The sequence below is a fragment of the Chryseobacterium sp. genome (genome assembly GCF_022869225.1).
In the GTDB taxonomy this organism is placed as follows: domain Bacteria; phylum Bacteroidota; class Bacteroidia; order Flavobacteriales; family Weeksellaceae; genus Chryseobacterium.
The window spans coordinates 1763933-1782939 of sequence record NZ_JALIHL010000001.1; the positions used below are offsets into that span (position 1 = coordinate 1763933).

Here is a 19007-nt window from a genome sequence, read left to right on the forward strand (position 1 = left end):
TAAAGAGGACTGTTGTATTCATCCCTCTTTAAATTCCACCCAATAAAAAAGTCTTCCAAAAAATTGGAAGACTTCTATATTTTAATTTTCAAAAAATTACTTAGCGAATTTTTTGTATTTGTTCATGAACTTATCAACTCTACCTGCAGTGTCAACTAGTTTCACTTTACCAGTGTAGAAAGGGTGAGAAGTTGAAGAGATTTCCATTTTGATCAAAGGGTACTCTTGTCCTTCATACTCGATAGTGTCTTTTGTTTCTGCAGTAGACTTGCAAAGAAACACCTCGTCGTTACTCATATCTTTGAAAACAACAAGTCTATAATTTTCTGGGTGAATTCCGTTTTTCATAATACAATTTTTAAAAAAATTAAAGTTTGCTTTCGAAATAGTAATGGATATTTCTCTGCTAATTTTAGGTTGCAAAAGTACAACATTTTTTTAAAATTCCAAATACTGGATTCAATATTTTTTTATTGATAAGAAATTCAAAGTATTTTCGTTAAATTTGGAACCTACTTAAACTTTAATTTCGATGAAATTCAAATTATTACTGGCTTTTTCTTTTTGGGCACTGCTTGCTGCGGTATCATGTAATAAGGATGATATTACTTTTGATTCTCCTTCACAGGAGCTTAGTTTTTCTAGGGATACTGTATTTTGTGACACGGTATACCACCAGGTCCGCTCAGAAACGTATGTTGTAAAAGTATATAATAATGAAGATAAAGATATTCTGATCCCGAGGGTTAATCTTGAAAAGGGAGCTACATCATTATATAGAATCAATGTAGACGGAAAACCAGGATATGACTTTAAGAATGTTCCTTTAAGAAAGAAGGACAGTCTTTATATTTTTGTCGAAATCGCTCCTGAGGCCTCTGGCCCCGAAGCCATCGCTGAAGATAAAATTGTATTTACCGGCCCCGCAGGAAAGCAGCATGTAACGCTATTTTCTGTAGTTCAGGATGCCGAATTTTTTATTCAGACCCCAACGAATCCTAATGTAATCAGTACACCTACCACCTGGGATAATACTAAAGCAAAAATTATTTATGGCAACCTGACGATTAACCCGAACATCATGTTGAATATTGAACAGGGAACCAACGTTTATTTCCACCAAAACAGCGGGATGAAAGTTTCTTCCGGAGCCACTTTAAATATCAACGGAACACAGGATAAGCAGGTGATCCTCCGAGGAGACAGAAACGATCTGGATCATGATACCCTTCCCAAGAACTGGAATTCTATCAGAATGGAAGCCAATTCTACGCTTAATATGAATCATACAAGGCTTTTCGGAGGGACAAGAGGACTGGACATGAGGCAAACCAATGCTACCATTAAAAATTCATTTATTCATACCTTCTTTGAATACGGAATTTATGCCGTAGGCTCTACCGTTAATGCCAGCAATCTTGTGATGAACAACTGTGGGGCATCATGTATCGGAATATTCAGAGGGGGAAATCATACTTATACTCATGCAACGATTGCGAATTATTCTAAAACTATGGGTTCATTCGACCGCAAAGGGATTTTTGCAACCAACGAGTGGAAAAATGATGCGGGCCAGACAGAGCAGGGCGCTTTGCAGTTGCTCAGCATAAAAAACAGTATCGTCTATTCCGACAGGGATAATTCCGTACAGTTTGAACAGACTCCGGGACAACAGTTTGAATTCATCATTCAAAATTGTTTATTAAAATACTCCTCCACATCGGAAGCAGGCTTCCCTTTTGACAACAATGTGAACGTAATACAAAGTATTAAGAATGAAGATCCACAGTTTGTCAACTATTTCATGGCTAAAATGAATCTAAGGGTAAAAACCCCTTCTCCAGCGAGAGCAAAAGGCAATGTTACCATAGCAGGAACTGTTCCTTTTGATATTGTAAATGTATCCCGAACGTCTAACCCTACCCTAGGAGCTTATCAGTAATGGAAATAACGCATCTACAACAACAGGTCGATGAATGGATCAAAACCATCGGCGTACGCTATTTCAATGAGCTGACCAATATGGCCATGCTGACGGAAGAAGTGGGTGAAGTAGCCAGGATCATTGCCAGAAGATATGGCGAGCAAAGTGAAAAAGAAAGTGATAAAAGCAAGGATCTGGGAGAAGAGCTGGCGGATGTTCTTTTTGTGACATTATGCTTAGCCAATCAAACAGGAGTGAATCTGCAGGACGCTTTTGACAGAAAAATGAAAATAAAAACTGATCGCGATAAGGACCGCCATCAGAATAATGAAAAATTAAAATAGGGGGAAGACCTCAGGTAATAGATTTCGGATAGCAGACTGAGTCTGTCATCTGACGTTTTTATCTGATGTCTTACGTCTTAAATCTGAAGAAATAATGAAGCTAGAAAAATCAAAACTATCAGGAAATAAAACGGTTCAGATCAGCGGTTCGAAAAGTATTTCGAATCGTTTATTGATTTTAGAAAGTTTATTTAAAAATAGTAAGATTGGAAACCTTTCCAATTCCCAGGATACCCAGTTACTGAAAAAGGCACTCTCTGAGAATTCTGATATTGTTGACATTCACCATGCAGGAACGGCTATGCGTTTCCTTACTTCCTATTATTCTATCCTGGAAGGAAAAACCACGGTTCTTACCGGATCTAAAAGAATGAAGGAAAGGCCGATCAAAAATCTGGTCAGTGCACTTCAGGATTTAGGCGTAGACATTGAATACCTGGAAAACGAAGGTTACCCTCCTTTAAAGATCACAGGCAGGAAAATTACTCATACCCAGGTTAATGTTCCTGCTGATATTTCAAGCCAGTTTATTACTTCCCTTCTTCTTGTTGCAGGAAAACTGGAACATGGACTGGAGATAAATCTTGTAGGTAAAGTGACTTCAAGATCTTATATTGAAATGACCCTGGATATCTTAACGAAGTTGGGAATAAAAAGCAGTTTTGAAGGAAACACCATCAAAGTAGAGCCTTTCCATACGGAGGAGTCTTCTCCAGTAAGCTATGAAGTGGAAAGTGACTGGAGCTCGGCTTCTTACTTCTACTCGATCTGTGCATTGGGAAGAGAAACAATCCATTTGAAAAGCTTTTATAAGGAATCAACGCAAGGGGATTCTGCAATTGCAAAGATCTATGAAGAGTTCTTTGGAATTAAAACCATTTACTCTGAAGATGAGCATAAAATCACGTTGGAACCTCAACCTGATTTTTCTTTTCCGGAAAAAATTGTGCTGGATATGAACAACTGCCCGGATATTGCGCAAACCCTTTGTGTAACGGCTGCAGCATTAAAAATCCCTTTCGATATTTCAGGACTGGGAACGTTAAGAGTAAAAGAAACCGACAGGCTTCTGGCTTTATATAATGAACTGAAAAAACTGGGTACTGAAACGGAGATCACGGATTTAACGATTCAATCCGTCAGTTTCGGAGAACCGGAAGACAATATTTCCATTAAAACCTACCAGGATCACAGAATGGCCATGAGTTTTGCTCCGTTCTGCCTGATGAAGGAACTTAATATTGAGGATGAAGATGTGGTGGAAAAATCTTATCCGATGTTCTGGGAAGATCTTGCCGGCATCATGACGAGGTAATCTGAAAATCGCGATGTGGTAATTTGAGAATGGCCGACCTCTTTTCAAATTACTGCATTGAATAAAAATAGGCCATCCAATGAAAAAATATCTAATCTTATTAGCATTCACGCTCCCATTATCAGTTTGGGCGCAGTATTTGCTTCCTAATGAAGAAATCCTGTACTCCTTCGAAACAAAAACGGGAAAGAAGATGACATTGGTAAAAGACAAAAAGAATGAATATATTCAATATCGTTTTGGAACTAAAGATCATATAGAAATGGTATTTCCTTCCAAAAAAAACAAAAGACAGTTGGAAAAAATTCAGGTATAATTCTTATTCAAGAGGAGGAGGAAAACAAAATGCAGGGATGGAGCTGCATTATTTAACCTTTACCCATCATGGCTATCAATATCAGCTATTCAGAACTTACTATGCAGAAGATGAATCATATGCTACAGGAATTACGGTAACTGACAGTAAGGGTAAGGAAACGAATATTAACGGGATATACAAAACGACACAAGGCTGTGTGTGTCATTGGGAAGAATCGGGATTGATAGAGAAAGAAGATACCGGACTATAAAATTCAATAATAGCTGCATGAAAAGTCTTTTTTCTTTTGTTACCTCATTGTTAATTACACTTTCTTATGCCCAAAACCTGAAACATTTTACTATTCCGGAAGGATATACTAAGATCGCCGAATCTAAAGGAGACCTGGATAAAGATGGGAAAGATGAGGTCGTTATTATATTGGATACAGATAAAAAAGCCTCTGAAAACAAAAGTTTTTCGAAAGACAATGATTATAACAGAGTCCTTTACATTCTAAAAAATGATACCGGCCAGCTTAAAATCTGGAAAGAAAACACCTCCTTACTTTTTTCAAGCGGCACAGGTTTTTACTCTGAAGACAGCAGTCCGCCGGAAATTTCCATAAAAAATAATGCACTGACAATTACCCAGGTCTTTAATACCAATTCAAGACATACCCAACTTTACAAACATACCTTCAGATTTCAAAACGGAAATTTTTATTTAATGGGTTCTCACGATCATTTTGAAGATACCTGTGATTTCAGTTTTTTAAATGAGATCAATTTCTCAACAGGGAAAGTCATTATTGATAAGGAATATTCATCCTGCGATGAAGACGCAAAGATTCCGGAGCGTTCTCACAAAGAATTTATCCATACATTTAAGCCACTTATAAAGATGAATGATTTTAAAATTGGAGCGCATACATTCAGAATTCCCTGTTCCAATGAAGATTTCATTTTTTAGAAGAAATGCTCTCTTTCCTTTATTTAATACAACTTAATTATCTCTTAAAGTTAAATTAACTCCTCATATCTTGACATATTCTTATTTTTATGTTAAATAAAATACGATATACCTATGTTCAAGAACAACATGAGACGTTTAACAACAATTACTCTTGGCATTGCTGCTGCAAGTTTATTTTTTTCATGCTCAGAAAGCATGGCCGAAAGAGATTTAACTGACAAAGAGATCCATTCTGTCGGAAAAGCCAGCAACAGAACAGCTGCAGTTCCGGTGGATATGAACAGCTGGATGTCCGGTCTTCAGGATAACATCTCCATCTCAAGAATCTCTATTCCGGGAACCCATGATTCCGGAGCCACAAGAGAAATTCCCTCCAACAGCGGTACTGCAAAAACCCAAAACCTCAGCATCAGCGAGCAGCTTAATGCCGGCGTCCGTTTTCTGGATATCCGTTGCAGACATATTGATAATTCATTTGCGATTCATCATGGCCCGATTTATCAGAATCTGAACTTTGATGACGTTCTTAATGCCTGCTATGCATTTCTTGAAAGTCATCCATCAGAAACAATCATTATGTCTGTGAAAGAAGAATATGATGCTTCAAACACCACCAGGACTTTCGAGAAAACCTTTGACTCTTATGTTCAGAAAAATCCATCCAGATGGGATCTTGGGACCAATATCCCCAGTTTAGGAAACATCAGAGGAAAAATAAAGTTATTAAGAAGATTCTCTGCAGAAACCGCTAAAGGGATCAATGCCACTTCATGGGCTGATAACACTACGTTTGAAATCAATAATAACGGAGCTCCAATGAAGGTTCAGGACTATTATAAGGTGACTAACAATGATGATAAATGGTCAGGAATTTTCTCACTTCTTAATGAAGCAAAGAATGACAGCAGCAATAAACTTTTCGTCAACTTCACGAGTGGCTATAAGCCGGGGATATTTGGGATCCCTAGCATCCCTACAGTTTCCAATAGCATCAACCCTAAGCTGAAAACGTTCTTTCAAACGAACACACAGGGAGCTTATGGGGTGATGCCTGTTGATTTTGTTAATGCTGAATTATCTGAACTGATCGTAAAAACCAATTTTTAAGACAAACAGCATACAAAAAGATCTCCTTTACAAAGCCGTATCAATTGATATGGCTTTATTCTTTCCTGAATCAATATGATGATTTTAATATCTCACAGGTTGAACGGATTAGGAAGATTCTTGCGGAGGCTTTATATGATCTGTAAAAACAGCGGGAGATAAAGCTATGAAAAAGAGGCGGTCTCAAAAGTGTCATTCTGAACGAAATAGAATTCCGTGAAGAATCTTAAGAATTTGATTTCAGAGATCCTTCGACAGATTCAGAATGACAAAGGTCTCATTTTTTGACCTTTGAGACCGCCTCTTAATTTATAATTGATGAAGAATATTATAGTAATGAATTACTTTTGAATACCATAAGCGGCTAATATCTTATTAAAGATTTCCGTGTTTTCAAATAATCCTGTAAACGCTTTGGAATTCGGGCCATAAGCAAATACACTTGATGGAATTGAAGTATGGTCATTGGTACTGAAGTTTCCAAATACCCAGCCGTCTTTAAGGCTACCGTCCAGGAGCGTTAAACCTCCGGTTTCATGATCTCCTACAACGATGACTAATGTTTCCTTATTTTCATCTGCAAACTTCATTGCTTTTCCGACTACATGGTCAAAGTCCAATAATTCAGTCACCAGTTGCTCCAGATTATTGCTATGTCCGCCACCGTCAGTCTGTGAAGCTTCTATCATCATAAAAAAACCTTTTTTATTGTTCTTTACATTATTTAAGGTAAGATCAAATGCATCAGCCAGCCAGTTTCCTCTTCCGTTCGTTATTCTTTGAGAAGCAGAAGGATCAATGATCAGCGTGCGGTTGCTTATTGTGTTCACTGATTTTAGATCATGGTATACATCAATTTTTGCCTCTTTCAGCTTCTGCATATTTTCCTGGGATAATCCGTTTGTAGGTCCCCCGATCAGGATTTTTGTTTTTGATGCTGCAAAATCTTTCAGAATAAGCTCTGAACTGTTTCTGTTATCAGAATGGGCATAGAAGTCTGCCGGTGTTGCATCGGTAACATCTCCTGTGGAAATAAGCCCTGAGACCAGGCCTTTATCTGCGATGATATCAGGAATTTGCGCTAAAGCTTTTCCCATTGGGTCTACCCCAACAAATGTATTTTTAGTTTTCACTCCTGTAGCAAAGGCTGTAGACCCTGGCGCTGAATCGGTAATATATGCATTGGAAGAATTCGTCTTGGACAGCCCGGTAGCTTTCATATTGAAGACATTCAGTTTTCCTTTGTTGGCTGTAAATGCCGCATAATATTGAGGCAAAGAAGTACCATCCGGAATCAGAAGGATTACATTTTTTACTTTTTGGGGGACTCCATCCGTTTTATAAGTGGGAGTATACGTGCGGTACTCTTTTGTATTTTTATAGAAATTTTTCGGGATGCTATTCATCAATTTTTTCAGTTCCGGGATATGATCGGTATTGATATAATCCACTCCCATATCCATAAGGTTTACCCAGGCATTAGGGAAGTCAGGAGCTCCGTAAAAGCGCATGGGCTTTTGCTGGGCATGGGCTTTTTCCACAGCGTTTTTAATTTTATCCGTTTCTTCATCTCTCGGAATACCTTTTCCGTTCCATTGTACAAGTCCCGGAAGATCCGCACTGAACATCCCGATTCTTTTCAGCTGGTCTGCAGTATAGTTTTTGTCAGGATCCCCATCGAAATAAAGATAACTGGGATAGTTTTTAAAATCATTCGGCTGTGGCCGACCTCCTGTAATCACCAGTTTAATTCCCGAATTTCCAGTAATCTCCGGATATTTTTTCAATGTAGTGACCAATACAGCGAGGGTTGTTTTATAATCCTGCTTGATATCGATAAGCAGCTGCAGCTTTTTATTGGGATCCGGATAAATACTGCCCTTATTCAGCTTAATTTGTTTTGCAATAGGATCCAGATATAGGTTTTCTAACGTACGGTCAGCAGACAGTTCTTTTTCTGTATGGGACACCCAGAGCTTATCTTTCACCAAAAAAACATCCGCTTCAACAGAACCGAAACTGGCATAATATGCCTGCCAGAAAGGGATCTCCTGCATGTAGTCATTATGAGAATGGGCATTCCCAACATTATAGTTTAAATAATTCTGTGCCTGATTCTCAGAAAAAACAGCTAAGGCCAGTAAGGCCAACATCTTTGATAGTTTCATTCGTATATTTTTATTGTTTTTTATAGGTCGAATGGAACGCGTTATATTCATATCCCTGTGTGTCAAAAATTTGCCATAGGCGTTTCATAATCTCTGTGAAAAAAACTATATCATCACAGGAGCCCTGCAATGATATAGTAGATAATATATATTAGATTAGCATTTTACCAGCCTTCATTTTGCTTGATAATACCATGACTATTGACAATTTCCGCTTGTGGAACTGCCCATACATTATGCACTGCAGGATTGAAATTTCTTGCAGCCCACACCACCTGGCCGGTAATGCCGTGCAATGGTTTTGCATAAGTATCTTTAGCATCTCCCCAACGTACAAGGTCCCGGTGCCTGTCTGCCCACTCGCCCGCCAGTTCACAACGCCTTTCATGCTTAAGATCAGCCATTGTACATCCGTTTTTTGAAGGTAAGCCCGCACGATTTCTGATCATATTGATTTCCTGATCCGCGTTCTGCCCCATCATCAGTAATGCTTCTGCTTTGATTAAGATAACCTCAGCATAACGCATAATCGGAACGGCAAGGTCCGTACATGGGTAATCTCCATTGGCGCTTACGTGCCCGCTGTTCAGCTGATATTTGAAGGCATCCATGTATTTATTGAACTGATATCCTGTCAGGGAATTGGTAGAGGCATACGTTCTGTCTTTACCATTAAAAGTAAACTTATCTCCTAATTTCAGGATCGTCGTACTCCTTCTGAGATCTCCTGTTTCATACTCGTCATAAAGTTCCTTCGTTGGCTGGAAATATCCCCATCCGTTGTACTCTCCCCATCCTTTGTTTTCAAGCATTACCCCCGGAAGGATACTTCCCACTGAATTAAATTTAGGCGTACTGGGTATAGACCATATATATTCCGTACTGTAATTATTTTCTGCTTTGAAAACATCTGCATAATTATTCAGAAGGTTCCTGTTTCCTTTAGTCATGACTTCATTGGCCCAATAAGCCGCGTTCTGCCAGTCTTTCATAAACAGATATACTTTCGCAAGAAGTGCCCATGCTGCTGCTTTATGGGGTCTTCCGTAATCTTTTGCCGGAAGTTCCGCCTGAGCAGGTAATAGCTCTGCTGCTCTTTTCAGGTCGTTTACGATATAACTATAGTTGACCATTACATGAGCCGCTCTTGGAATCGGGTTGGGATCCGGCTCTTTCGTACGGTCTATAATAGGAATCCCTGCTTTTTCATTCCCATAGTTATAAGAAAGTTCAAAATACATCCGGCTGCTCATAAACAAAGCTTCGCCAAGATACTTGTTTTTGGTTGCCGCCGAAGCCTGGATATTGTCTACATTGCGGATCACCCGATTGGCCACTCCGATTACATTATATCTTTTATTCCATTGGGTTTCCAGATCTCCTGCTGCAATATAATTGCTGCTGAAGTTCTTGGCATTATCCGCTTCACTTTTAGCCCTTCCCGTTACCATATCATCACTTGCATTGATAAACCAGAAAAAACCTCTTCCATAAAATTCGCTGTCTGATAATGGCTTATACATCGCATTAGCTCCTGTTATCAGGTCGTTTTCCGTTTTCCAGAAACTGGCTTCCGTAGGAGTTCCTTCCGGCTGCACATCCAGCTCGCCTGTGCATGATAAAAGTACCGCCGATATTCCTGATACTAAAAAAATTTTGTTGAAAAATTTCATTTTTTTACTTTTTTGTTGTTTAAAATTATAACCCGATTTCCACTCCGAAAATAAATGAACGCGCCTGCGGATATCTACCGGTATCTACCCCGTACGAATTCATTCCCACTTCAGGATCAAAGCCTGTATATTTCGTCATCGTAAAGAGATTATTGGTCGTCACATAAATTCTTACCTTATTCACATCCAGCTTTTGGTAAAGCTCTCTTGGCAGTGAATATCCGATGGTAAGGTTTTTCAGTCTTATGTAAGATCCGTCTTCCACATAGAAGTCTGATACTTTGGAATAGTTTCCGCTTGGGTCGCCATGTACAAGTCTTGGAATATCGGTATTGGTATTCTGGGGAGTCCAGGCATTCAGAATATCCCTGTCCATATTATAGTTCTGCCCCGTTCCGCCCGGGTTTAATGAAATAAATTTCAATCCGTTGAAAATCTTGTTTCCATATACTCCCTGGAAGAATACGTTGAGGTCAAAGTTTTTCCACGTCATATTATAAGAAAATCCATAGGAGAACTTAGGATAAGGACTTCCAAGATTTACAAAATCATTATTATTAAGGGTTCCGGTATTTCCTTCTTTTTTAAGGAATTTAAGATCTCCAGGTTTGGCATTGGGCTGAATGAGATTACCGTTCGCATCTCTGTAATTGTTAATTTCTTCCTGTGACTGGAAAATACCTCCGGTTTTATATCCATAGAAAGAATAAAGCGGATCCCCAATTTTTACACGGGTAGGTTTTAATACCCCTCTCACTCCGTTATCATTGATAAAAATCTCATCGACGTCAGCAAGCTGCTTCACCGTATTTTTTAGTTGACTAAATGTAACCCCTACTGAATACGTAAAATCTCCGGATCTTTTGCTGTTATAATTGATCCCTAACTCATATCCTTTATCCTGGAATAATCCTGCATTTACATATTGATTATTATAGGTAGCCGTACTTGGCAGGCTGACATTAAAGATCTGATCTTTGGAATTTTTCACAAAATAATCAAACTGTAAAGAAAGGCTGTTGTGCAGAAAAGAGGCATCCACTCCAAAGTTGGTCTGCTCAGATTTTCCCCACTTCAGATCCGGATTAGGACGTGTGGTCGCATAATAGGCAATATTTTGAGAAGGATCCTGCCCGAAAATAATATTATTATCCCTTGTCATCAGCGGGTTTACTGCCTGAGGAGAGATCCCCCCAAGGTTTCCTAAGATCCCGTAGCTTCCTCTAAGCTTCAGGCTGGAAAGCCAGGAAATATCATTCATAAAGTTTTCCTTAGACACCACCCATGCTCCTGAAACAGCATAGTAATTGGCAAAACGATTCTGCCTGGCAACCAATGATGAACCGTCACGTCTTCCCAGCACACTCACAATATACTTTCCTGCATAATCGTAGTTGACTCTTGCCAGATAAGAAACCAATGCCTGTTTGAATCGGTAGCTGGAGACTTCTTTATTGGTGTCTGCTGCATTCTGAAGATGCTGAAAAACCTCAGCCTCACTTCTGAAATCAAAAGATTTTGCCAGGAATCCTTCATCAATTGTTTTCTGGAAAGTAAAACCTCCCAGGAAATCAAAGTTATGTTTCCCCGCAGCTATTTTATACGTAAGGAGTTGCTCCGCAAGGGCTGTGGATGAGTTGTTCGACTGGTATTCTAAATTATTGGTATCAAAAATCTTCCCGACTTCCAGCACTCTGGATGTAAAATTCTTGACATTTCCCAGTCTAAAGGTCTGTGAGAAGTTGGAGCGGAATTTTAAATCTTTTGCTAGCGTAATTTCGGCATAAGGATTGATCAAAATTTCATGAGTAGGATTTCTGATATTGATCCTTTTAAGATAGGCCACAGGATTGATCATATCTCCATATCCTCCGGCCACATCGATAGGTAATCCTGAAAATGCTCCCGATGGTGTATACACCGGAACATTGGGCGGGTAGTACATGGCAGCCACCAGAGCTCCCGTATATCCGTTTTTGGTATCAGCGGTATTTCCATCAGAATAATTATAATACATATTCTCTCCAATCGTCAGCCAGTCTTTCACCTTATGCTCAGAATTTACCCTGAAATTATATCGCTTGGCCTGGGTGTTCAATAAAATTCCTTCCAGTGCTCTATGATTCATCCCAACAAAAAATCGGGATTTCTCACCACCTCCGCTTACATTAAGATTATATTCCTGGAGGGTTCCCGTACGGAAAATCTCTTTCATCCAGTCTGTTCTTGTTATTCTTCCATCAGGATACTTCTCAGGATTGAAAGCAATCGGTAAACTTCCAAGCTTCCCTGCATTGGCATACGCCTGATACATGACATCCTGGAATTCAGCCGCATTTAAAGACTCTTTCAGCCTCCAAGCCTGATTGATCCCGTATTTAACATCAAAGTCTACCGTAAGAATCCCCTTTTTCCCTTTTTTAGTGGTAATAAGGATAACCCCACCCGAAGATCTTGCCCCATAAATGGCTGCAGAAGCATCTTTAAGAACAGAAATATCCTGAATATCATTGGGATTAATGGCCGGAGTGCCGTTAAAAACTACTCCGTCTACAACGTAGAGAGGAGTCTCACCGTTGATCCCCCCTAAACCACGAATATTTACCTTGGGCGAACCGTTAGGGTCTCCCCCTTCGTTCACTACCGTTACTCCGGGAGCTTTTCCCTGAAGTACTTCTCCCACTCCGGACAGAGATCTGGAAGTAAGCTTGTCTAGTGAAGCCTCAGAAACAGCGCCTGATACTTTACTTTTCTTCTGTGTCCCGTACCCAACAACGACAACCTCGTCCAGGGTCTTTTCTTTTAAATTGTCTTTTTTTTGTGATAGGAACATCGGAGAAACCGATATTGCACCGATAAGTAATACCCTCCCCGTTAAATAAGTTACTGAAACAGGGATTTTAAATACATTCATGACATCCTTTTTAGTTGGGTACAAAACTAGAGCAGCTCTAACCCGGGCATCATTAACGTTTTCTTATGTTTTTATTAAGAAATTTTAGCTAAAATCAATACTCCTTCTCCCTATCAAAAACACAACACGCTGTTTTACAATCAAATAAACTAATAAAGTACTCATTCCGCTGATATCACCGGGCCTTTTGAGATTAATTTTGTTTTAAGTTTAATCAATAGAAGACAATATATCAGATGCTGATCGTGACTTATTTTCGGAAATAATAAATAACAGAGTTCACTTTTCTTTTTTTACATTTGCTGAAAATAGAGTTTGCTTTACATCAATCGATGGACATAAGGATTTTTAAGATTTTTTAATCATAAAAGCCAGTTTCATCATATGTTTAAAGAAAATAAAAATAATAAAATCATACAGATTCAATGACCATTATCATTACAGGAACATCTTCAGGAATTGGTTTTACACTAGCCGAATATTTTGGAAAAAAAGGACACAAAGTATATGGTTTAAGCCGAAAACATACAGAAAGCAGGTATTTCAGATCTATTCCGACGGACATTACTGATAACACTGCTGTTCTGAATGCCATCGCAGAAGTTTTACAAACAGAAACCAGAATTGATGTCCTGATCAATAACGCCGGAATGGGAATGGTAGGCGCTGTGGAAGATTCTACCAAAGAGGACATCTTACAACTCTTCAGCCTGAATCTGGCAGGTGCTGTTCAGATGATGAGCGCTGTTCTCCCGAAAATGCGTGAATATAAATTTGGGAAAATCATTAATATTTCCAGTATCGGAAGTGAAATGGGACTTCCTTTCCGCGGCTTTTATTCTGCATCAAAATCAGCTCTGGATAAAGTGACTGAGGCGATGAGGTATGAAGTTTACCCATGGAATATTGAGGTATGCTCACTTCATTTGGGTGATATTAAAACCAATATTGCAGAAAACAGAGTGATGGCTCAGGTTTCAGAACCGTACAAAAAGATTTTCAACAAAGTTTACACGCTGATGAATTCTCACGTGGATGACGGCGCTGAACCGGCTGAAGTAGCGGAGTACATTGAAAAGCTTTTAGGGAAAAATAAATGGAAGGCACATTATTATTTTGGTAAATTCGGACAGAAGATCGGTGTTCCGCTGAAGTGGATCCTTCCGCAGGGAACGTATGAGAATTTGATGAAGAAATATAATAAACTCGATAAAAATTAGTTGATTGATAGGGCGCATTGTCATTCTGAGCAGAATGAAATGCGGTGAAGAATCTTTTGTATTTTTATAGATATTCTTCGTTCCGGTTCACTACATTCAGAATGACAAATTGAAGTTACTTTTAAAAATATTTTTTGTCCTGTTCTGCGTTTTTACCCAAGCGCAGAAGAGGCATTATTGGCTTACTGATACGGAAACAAAGATTAAAAAGAAGGTAAAAGACTCTGCATCCGCCGTAAAGTTTCTGGATTCACTGGCTCAAAACAATTACTTTTTCACACAGCTGAAAGAGGTAAAAGTAAAAGGGGACAGCACAGAAATTTTTTATGACAAAGGAAAAAATTACAATGAAACTTATGTTGACCTTTCGGATTCTATCGTTCAGAAGTTAAAAGTTCAGAAAGATTTTTTTACCAAAAATTTAGATTCGACAAAAAAAAGCATCAACAAAAGATATATTGATGACGGCTATTCTTTCAGCAGGATCAAATCCAGGTATAAAGGGCAAAAAAACGGATTCCCGATCATAGCACTGGATATCAATAAAAATGATAAAAGAACCATTGACGGATTCGTGGTAAAAGGCTATGAAAGAGTTCCTAAAAGGTTCATTAAAAATCTTGAAAAGGAATTCAAAGGAAAGAACTATGATGACAAAAATCTTGTGGCCATCAACAAAAGTTTTCAAAGCCATCCCTTTGTAACCCTGGAACGGCAGCCCCAAACCTTATTTACCAAAGATTCTACCAATATTTTTCTCTTCCTTGAAAAGAAGAAGACCAATACTTTTGACGGGGTGATCGGTTTTGGAAATGATAAAACCAATAAATTTACCCTGAACGGAACCATGAATGTCAATTTCAGGAATATGTTCAACGGTTTTGAAGCCATCAGTTTATACTGGCAGAGAAACCCTGATAAAGGGCAGACTTTTGATCTCCAGGTAGATATTCCTTATCTTTTCAAATCCAATATCGGGTTGAACACCAAGGTGAATATCTACAGACAGGACTCCACATTTGCCAATGTAAAATTCCTTCCGGCTTTTTATTACCATATCAATAACCGTAATAAGATCGGTATCAGGGCCACCTTGGAAACTTCCAGTATCATTGATACGCTGTATACTCAGGGAAAGGACTATAACAAAAGAGGGATAGGAATCTGGTATGAAATGACTGAACCTACCGACATTGATCTTTTCCTTTACAAGACAAAGATCAGTGCCGGATATGACTTCCTAACGACCACCTACACCAAAGATAATATCAATGCTGCCCAGAATCAGTTTTACTTTTACGGGGAGCACAATTATCATATTTCGGGAAATCACTTTCTTAATATAAAAGGGGAAGGCCGGATGATGGATTCTAAGATGGAATTCTCCACCAATGAATTATTCCGTTTTGGAGGCTGGAATTCTATGAGAGGATTCAATGAAAACTCTCTTGCGGCAGATTATTTTTACTATGGAGGTTTAGAATACCGGTACCTGATCGGCAGCCAGGCCTTTTTTGACCTCTTCGGACAGTATGGGCAGCTCAATAATAAATCTTTGGGAGTCAAGCCTAAACTTTACAGTGTAGGTCTCGGTTTTAATTTCTTTATTCCTATCGGTCTGATGAGCTTCCAGCTTTCCAATGGGAATGAGTTTGGAAATCCGTTTAAGTTTAATGACATCAAAATTCATTGGGGAATTCTGAGCAGATTCTAGAAAACAGCAGCTTCTCTTAGGGGTTACCATATTTTAATATAGGTATAAAAAAGCCAAAATTCATTTACAGAAATTCTTTTTCATTTTATCATTTTGTTAATTATTTCTCTTAATAATTATTAAAATAATATATTTTTTTAATACATCCTTAAAACACTGGTAATAATGTCAGGGTAAATTTGTATTCAAAAAAATGAAGAAGACTTTAGCTACTTTTGCAATTTCTCTGCTTCCCCTTTCCTTTACCGCTCAGGAAATTAACATTTCCGGAACTGTAAAATCCGAAAACGGAACCCATGTTTCCGGAGTCAGTATTACTGACAAAAATACGGGTAAGACGGCAACAACAGATGAAAACGGTAATTTTACCATCTCAGCCAATCCCAAAGATATTCTGGAATTTTATGCTCCTGACTTTTCTTTATATACTGTAGAAGTCTCTTCAAAAAAGCAATATACCGTCACTTTAAAAAAAGTGAATGAAAAGCAAATTGAAGGAGTGGTTATCACCGCATTAGGGATTGCCAAAAAGAAAGAAAAAATAGGGTATTCTACTCAGGAAGTAGGAACTAAACAGTTTGAAACCATAACCACTCCAAGTATAGGAAATTTATTTTCCGGACAGGTGGCAGGCCTTAATGTTTCCAATCCCACCGGAATGCAGCAGGCCCCGGAGTTTACATTAAGAGGAAACTCCAATCTGGTCTTTGTTATTGACGGGGTGATTGTTGAAAAGGAAGTTTTCCAAAATCTGGATCCCAATAATATTGAAAATATCAATGTACTGAAAGGGGCTACCGCTTCTGCACTGTATGGCTCCAGAGGAAGGTACGGAGCCATTCTGATCACCACTAAAAGTGCTAAAAAGAAAGGCTTTTCCGTAGAATTTTCACAAAATACGATGATTACCGGCGGATTTACCAATCTTCCGAAAACCCAAACGGAATACGGGAACGGTTCACACGGGAAATACGAATTTTGGGATGGTGCAGATGGTGGCGTGAATGACGGAGACATGATCTGGGGCCCAAAATTTACCCCTGGATTACAGATTGCCCAGTGGAACAGCCCCATCAGAGATAAAACAACCGGACAGATCGTTCCATGGTACGGCGCCGTGGCAGGAACTCTCTACAATGATAAATCAAGATACGAAAGGGTTCCGATAGACTGGAAGTACCATGATAATTTAAGCACATTTTTAAAACCGGCTGTGATCAACAATAATAATTTTGCCATAAGCTATAAAAACAATCAAGACATATACAGGCTTTCGGGAAATTTCATGAATTATGATGACAGGGTTCCCAACTCTTACCTGCAGCGCTATGGGGTTAATTTTTCTTCGGAGAATCATATAGGGGAAAAATTGATCTTGGATACCAAATTCAATTTTAACCAAACCTTTACGCCTAATATCCCGAACTATGATTACAACCCAAGCGGGCATATGTATACCATCCTCATCTGGATGGGAGGCGATGTAGACGGAAAAGCACTCAAAAACCATATGTGGATTCCGGGGAAAGAAGGCACGGCACAGGCCAACTGGAACTATGCATGGTACAACAATCCATGGTTTGGAGCTGAGTATTATAAAAACCAGAACAGAACCAATATCATCAATGCTCAAACCGGCTTAGAATATAAAGCGACAAAAGATTTTTCGGTAAAAGGTAAAATTTCCATTGTTGAAGATCACAATAAACAGGAGATATTAAGCCCGTATTCTTATTTCAACTACAGTGCTCCGAGAAGCGGTGGATATATTCTGAACGATACCAAAACATGGAACCTCAACTATGACGTATTAGCTACTTATAAGAAAAAGATTTCTGAGAATTTTGATTTTACCATCAATGCCGGAGGTTCTGCATTCTATTATAAAAACAATATCAACAATGCCTCTACTGACGGGCTTAAAGTTCCGGAAGTTTATACGCTGGACAATTCCATCGGAGCCATAAAGTATTATTCTTATCGTAAAGAAAAACTGATCTACAGTGCTTATTCAACGATTGATATCGGATTGTACAATGCTTTTTTCATCAATATTTCAGGACGTAATGACTGGTCTTCTACCTTACCTAAAGCCAACAGATCTTATTTTTACCCGTCAGCATCCGTAAGTGCTGTTATTTCCAATCTTGTTAAAATGCCGGAAGCGATCAATCTACTAAAGCTTTCCGCATCATGGGCAAAAGTGGCCTATGACTTCCAGCCTTATTCTATCAGAAATTACTATCTCAATAACAAGGGAATCACTTTTAACGGAAATCCTACTTACTACTACCCAACCATTCTTAATGTTGAAAATACATTGAAACCAGAGCAGACCAAGTCCTATGAATTGGGGCTGAGTGCAGGATTATTCAAGAATAGGCTTACTCTGGATGTTACTTATTTCAGGACGCTGGATTACAATAATATCCTGGAGTTTCCAAGCGCTGAATCATCAGGCTTCAGCTCCCAGTATGTAAATGGTAATGAGTATACCACAAAAGGATTGGAAATTTCACTGGGACTGGTTCCCGTAAAAACGGCCGACTTCACCTGGAAATCGTTGATCAACTGGAGTACCTATGAACAAAAGCTGACTTCCATTTACGATCATATGCCGAACTATAAAAATATCAAACTGGGCGAAAGGATGGACAGTTATTATGATTATACATGGCAAAAATCTCCGGATGGAAAAGTAATTCTGGATGCGAAATCCGGAATGCCGACCAGAGCAAATGCTCCCAGCAACTTAGGACATTTCAACCCGGACTGGACTTTCGGCTTCAACAACAACTTCAAATACAAAAAGATCTCTTTAAATATCGGGATCGATGGAAGTATCGGCGGAATCATGAGATCCCAGGTCGTGGAAAAAATGTGGTGGGGAGGAAAACATCCCAACTCTGTAGCCTACAGGGATCTTGAATATGCCAACCCGGGAACTTACTATTTCGTACCGGACGGGGTGAATTATAATCCCACAACAGGACTTTATACTCCCCATACCAAAGCCATAAGCTTTCAGGACTGGGCACAGAACTACCCGTATCAGGCAAGGGTGACTGAGGATGAAAGTGAATTGTTTGCCAATGTTTTCGACAGGACCTTCATTAAGCTGAGGTCTGTAGTATTGGAATATGATTTTTCTTCTTTACTGAATCCTAAAGGAATGATCAAAAGTTTTACAGCCAACATTTCCGCCTATAACCTCGCGATGTGGAAAAAATCTAAAAACCTTTATTCTGATCCTGATTTCCAAAGGAAAACGGATAATGATATTCAGGATCCGTCAAGCAGATGGTTTGGGATCGGATTTAATCTTAAGTTTTAATTACAAGTACGACAATACAAT

General features: G+C 38.9%; 14 protein-coding genes. 10 read left to right on the forward strand and 4 right to left on the reverse strand.

Going from position 1 to position 19007, the window contains the following annotated elements:
- Positions 1-96 precede the first annotated feature (96 nt).
- On the reverse strand, positions 97-348 hold the full coding sequence (locus MUW56_RS08250; RefSeq protein ID WP_002976190.1) for a type B 50S ribosomal protein L31: 252 nt from the start codon (positions 346-348) through the stop codon (positions 97-99).
- A 184-nt stretch (positions 349-532) separates the two neighbouring features.
- On the opposite strand from MUW56_RS08250, the gene MUW56_RS08255 reads away from it, so the two are divergent.
- From MUW56_RS08255 to MUW56_RS08285, 7 genes are all read left to right on the forward strand, one after another.
- Positions 533-1942 carry a hypothetical protein gene (locus MUW56_RS08255; RefSeq protein WP_292012737.1) on the forward strand — a complete coding sequence of 470 codons (1410 nt, stop codon included), beginning with the start codon at positions 533-535 and terminating at the stop codon, positions 1940-1942.
- Positions 1942-2268: a nucleotide pyrophosphohydrolase gene (locus MUW56_RS08260; RefSeq protein ID WP_292012738.1), complete on the forward strand. Its 327-nt coding sequence runs from the start codon at positions 1942-1944 to the stop codon at positions 2266-2268. Before MUW56_RS08255 ends, MUW56_RS08260 begins: the two co-directional genes overlap by 1 nt.
- A 94-nt stretch (positions 2269-2362) precedes the next feature.
- Positions 2363-3583 (forward strand): 3-phosphoshikimate 1-carboxyvinyltransferase, encoded by a 1221-nt coding sequence (locus tag MUW56_RS08265; RefSeq protein WP_292012739.1) that lies wholly within the window; start codon positions 2363-2365, stop codon positions 3581-3583.
- 79 nt (positions 3584-3662) lie between these two features.
- Positions 3663-3899 carry a hypothetical protein gene (locus MUW56_RS08270; protein WP_292012740.1) on the forward strand — a complete coding sequence of 79 codons (237 nt, stop codon included), beginning with the start codon at positions 3663-3665 and terminating at the stop codon, positions 3897-3899.
- Between the two features lie 37 nt (positions 3900-3936).
- A complete protein-coding gene (locus MUW56_RS08275; RefSeq protein ID WP_292012741.1) occupies positions 3937-4152 on the forward strand; it encodes a hypothetical protein in 216 nt (71 codons plus the stop codon).
- Positions 4153-4169: 17 nt separating this feature from the next.
- Positions 4170-4853 (forward strand): hypothetical protein, encoded by a 684-nt coding sequence (locus MUW56_RS08280; protein WP_292012742.1) that lies wholly within the window; start codon positions 4170-4172, stop codon positions 4851-4853.
- A gap of 114 nt (positions 4854-4967) precedes the next feature.
- Positions 4968-5963, forward strand: a complete 996-nt coding sequence (locus MUW56_RS08285) for a phosphatidylinositol-specific phospholipase C (RefSeq protein ID WP_292012743.1) — start codon at positions 4968-4970, stop codon at positions 5961-5963.
- A 341-nt stretch (positions 5964-6304) separates the two neighbouring features.
- On the opposite strand, the gene MUW56_RS08290 is transcribed toward MUW56_RS08285, so the two are convergent.
- The 3 genes from MUW56_RS08290 to MUW56_RS08300 form a co-directional block, all read right to left on the reverse strand.
- Positions 6305-8131, reverse strand: coding sequence for an alkaline phosphatase (locus MUW56_RS08290; protein WP_292012744.1), 1827 nt, complete (start codon positions 8129-8131; stop codon positions 6305-6307).
- A gap of 164 nt (positions 8132-8295) precedes the next feature.
- Complete coding sequence (locus MUW56_RS08295) at positions 8296-9804, reverse strand: RagB/SusD family nutrient uptake outer membrane protein (RefSeq protein ID WP_292012745.1); 1509 nt, start codon at positions 9802-9804, stop codon at positions 8296-8298.
- Positions 9805-9829: 25 nt separating this feature from the next.
- Positions 9830-12718 carry a TonB-dependent receptor gene (locus MUW56_RS08300; protein ID WP_292012746.1) on the reverse strand — a complete coding sequence of 963 codons (2889 nt, stop codon included), beginning with the start codon at positions 12716-12718 and terminating at the stop codon, positions 9830-9832.
- Between the two features lie 425 nt (positions 12719-13143).
- On the opposite strand from MUW56_RS08300, the gene MUW56_RS08305 reads away from it, so the two are divergent.
- From MUW56_RS08305 to MUW56_RS08315, 3 genes are all read left to right on the forward strand, one after another.
- Positions 13144-13938 carry an SDR family oxidoreductase gene (locus MUW56_RS08305; protein ID WP_292012747.1) on the forward strand — a complete coding sequence of 265 codons (795 nt, stop codon included), beginning with the start codon at positions 13144-13146 and terminating at the stop codon, positions 13936-13938.
- Positions 13939-14047: 109 nt separating this feature from the next.
- Positions 14048-15652: a hypothetical protein gene (locus tag MUW56_RS08310; RefSeq protein ID WP_292012748.1), complete on the forward strand. Its 1605-nt coding sequence runs from the start codon at positions 14048-14050 to the stop codon at positions 15650-15652.
- A gap of 193 nt (positions 15653-15845) precedes the next feature.
- Positions 15846-18986, forward strand: a complete 3141-nt coding sequence (locus MUW56_RS08315; RefSeq protein ID WP_292012749.1) for a SusC/RagA family TonB-linked outer membrane protein — start codon at positions 15846-15848, stop codon at positions 18984-18986.
- Positions 18987-19007 lie beyond the last annotated feature (21 nt).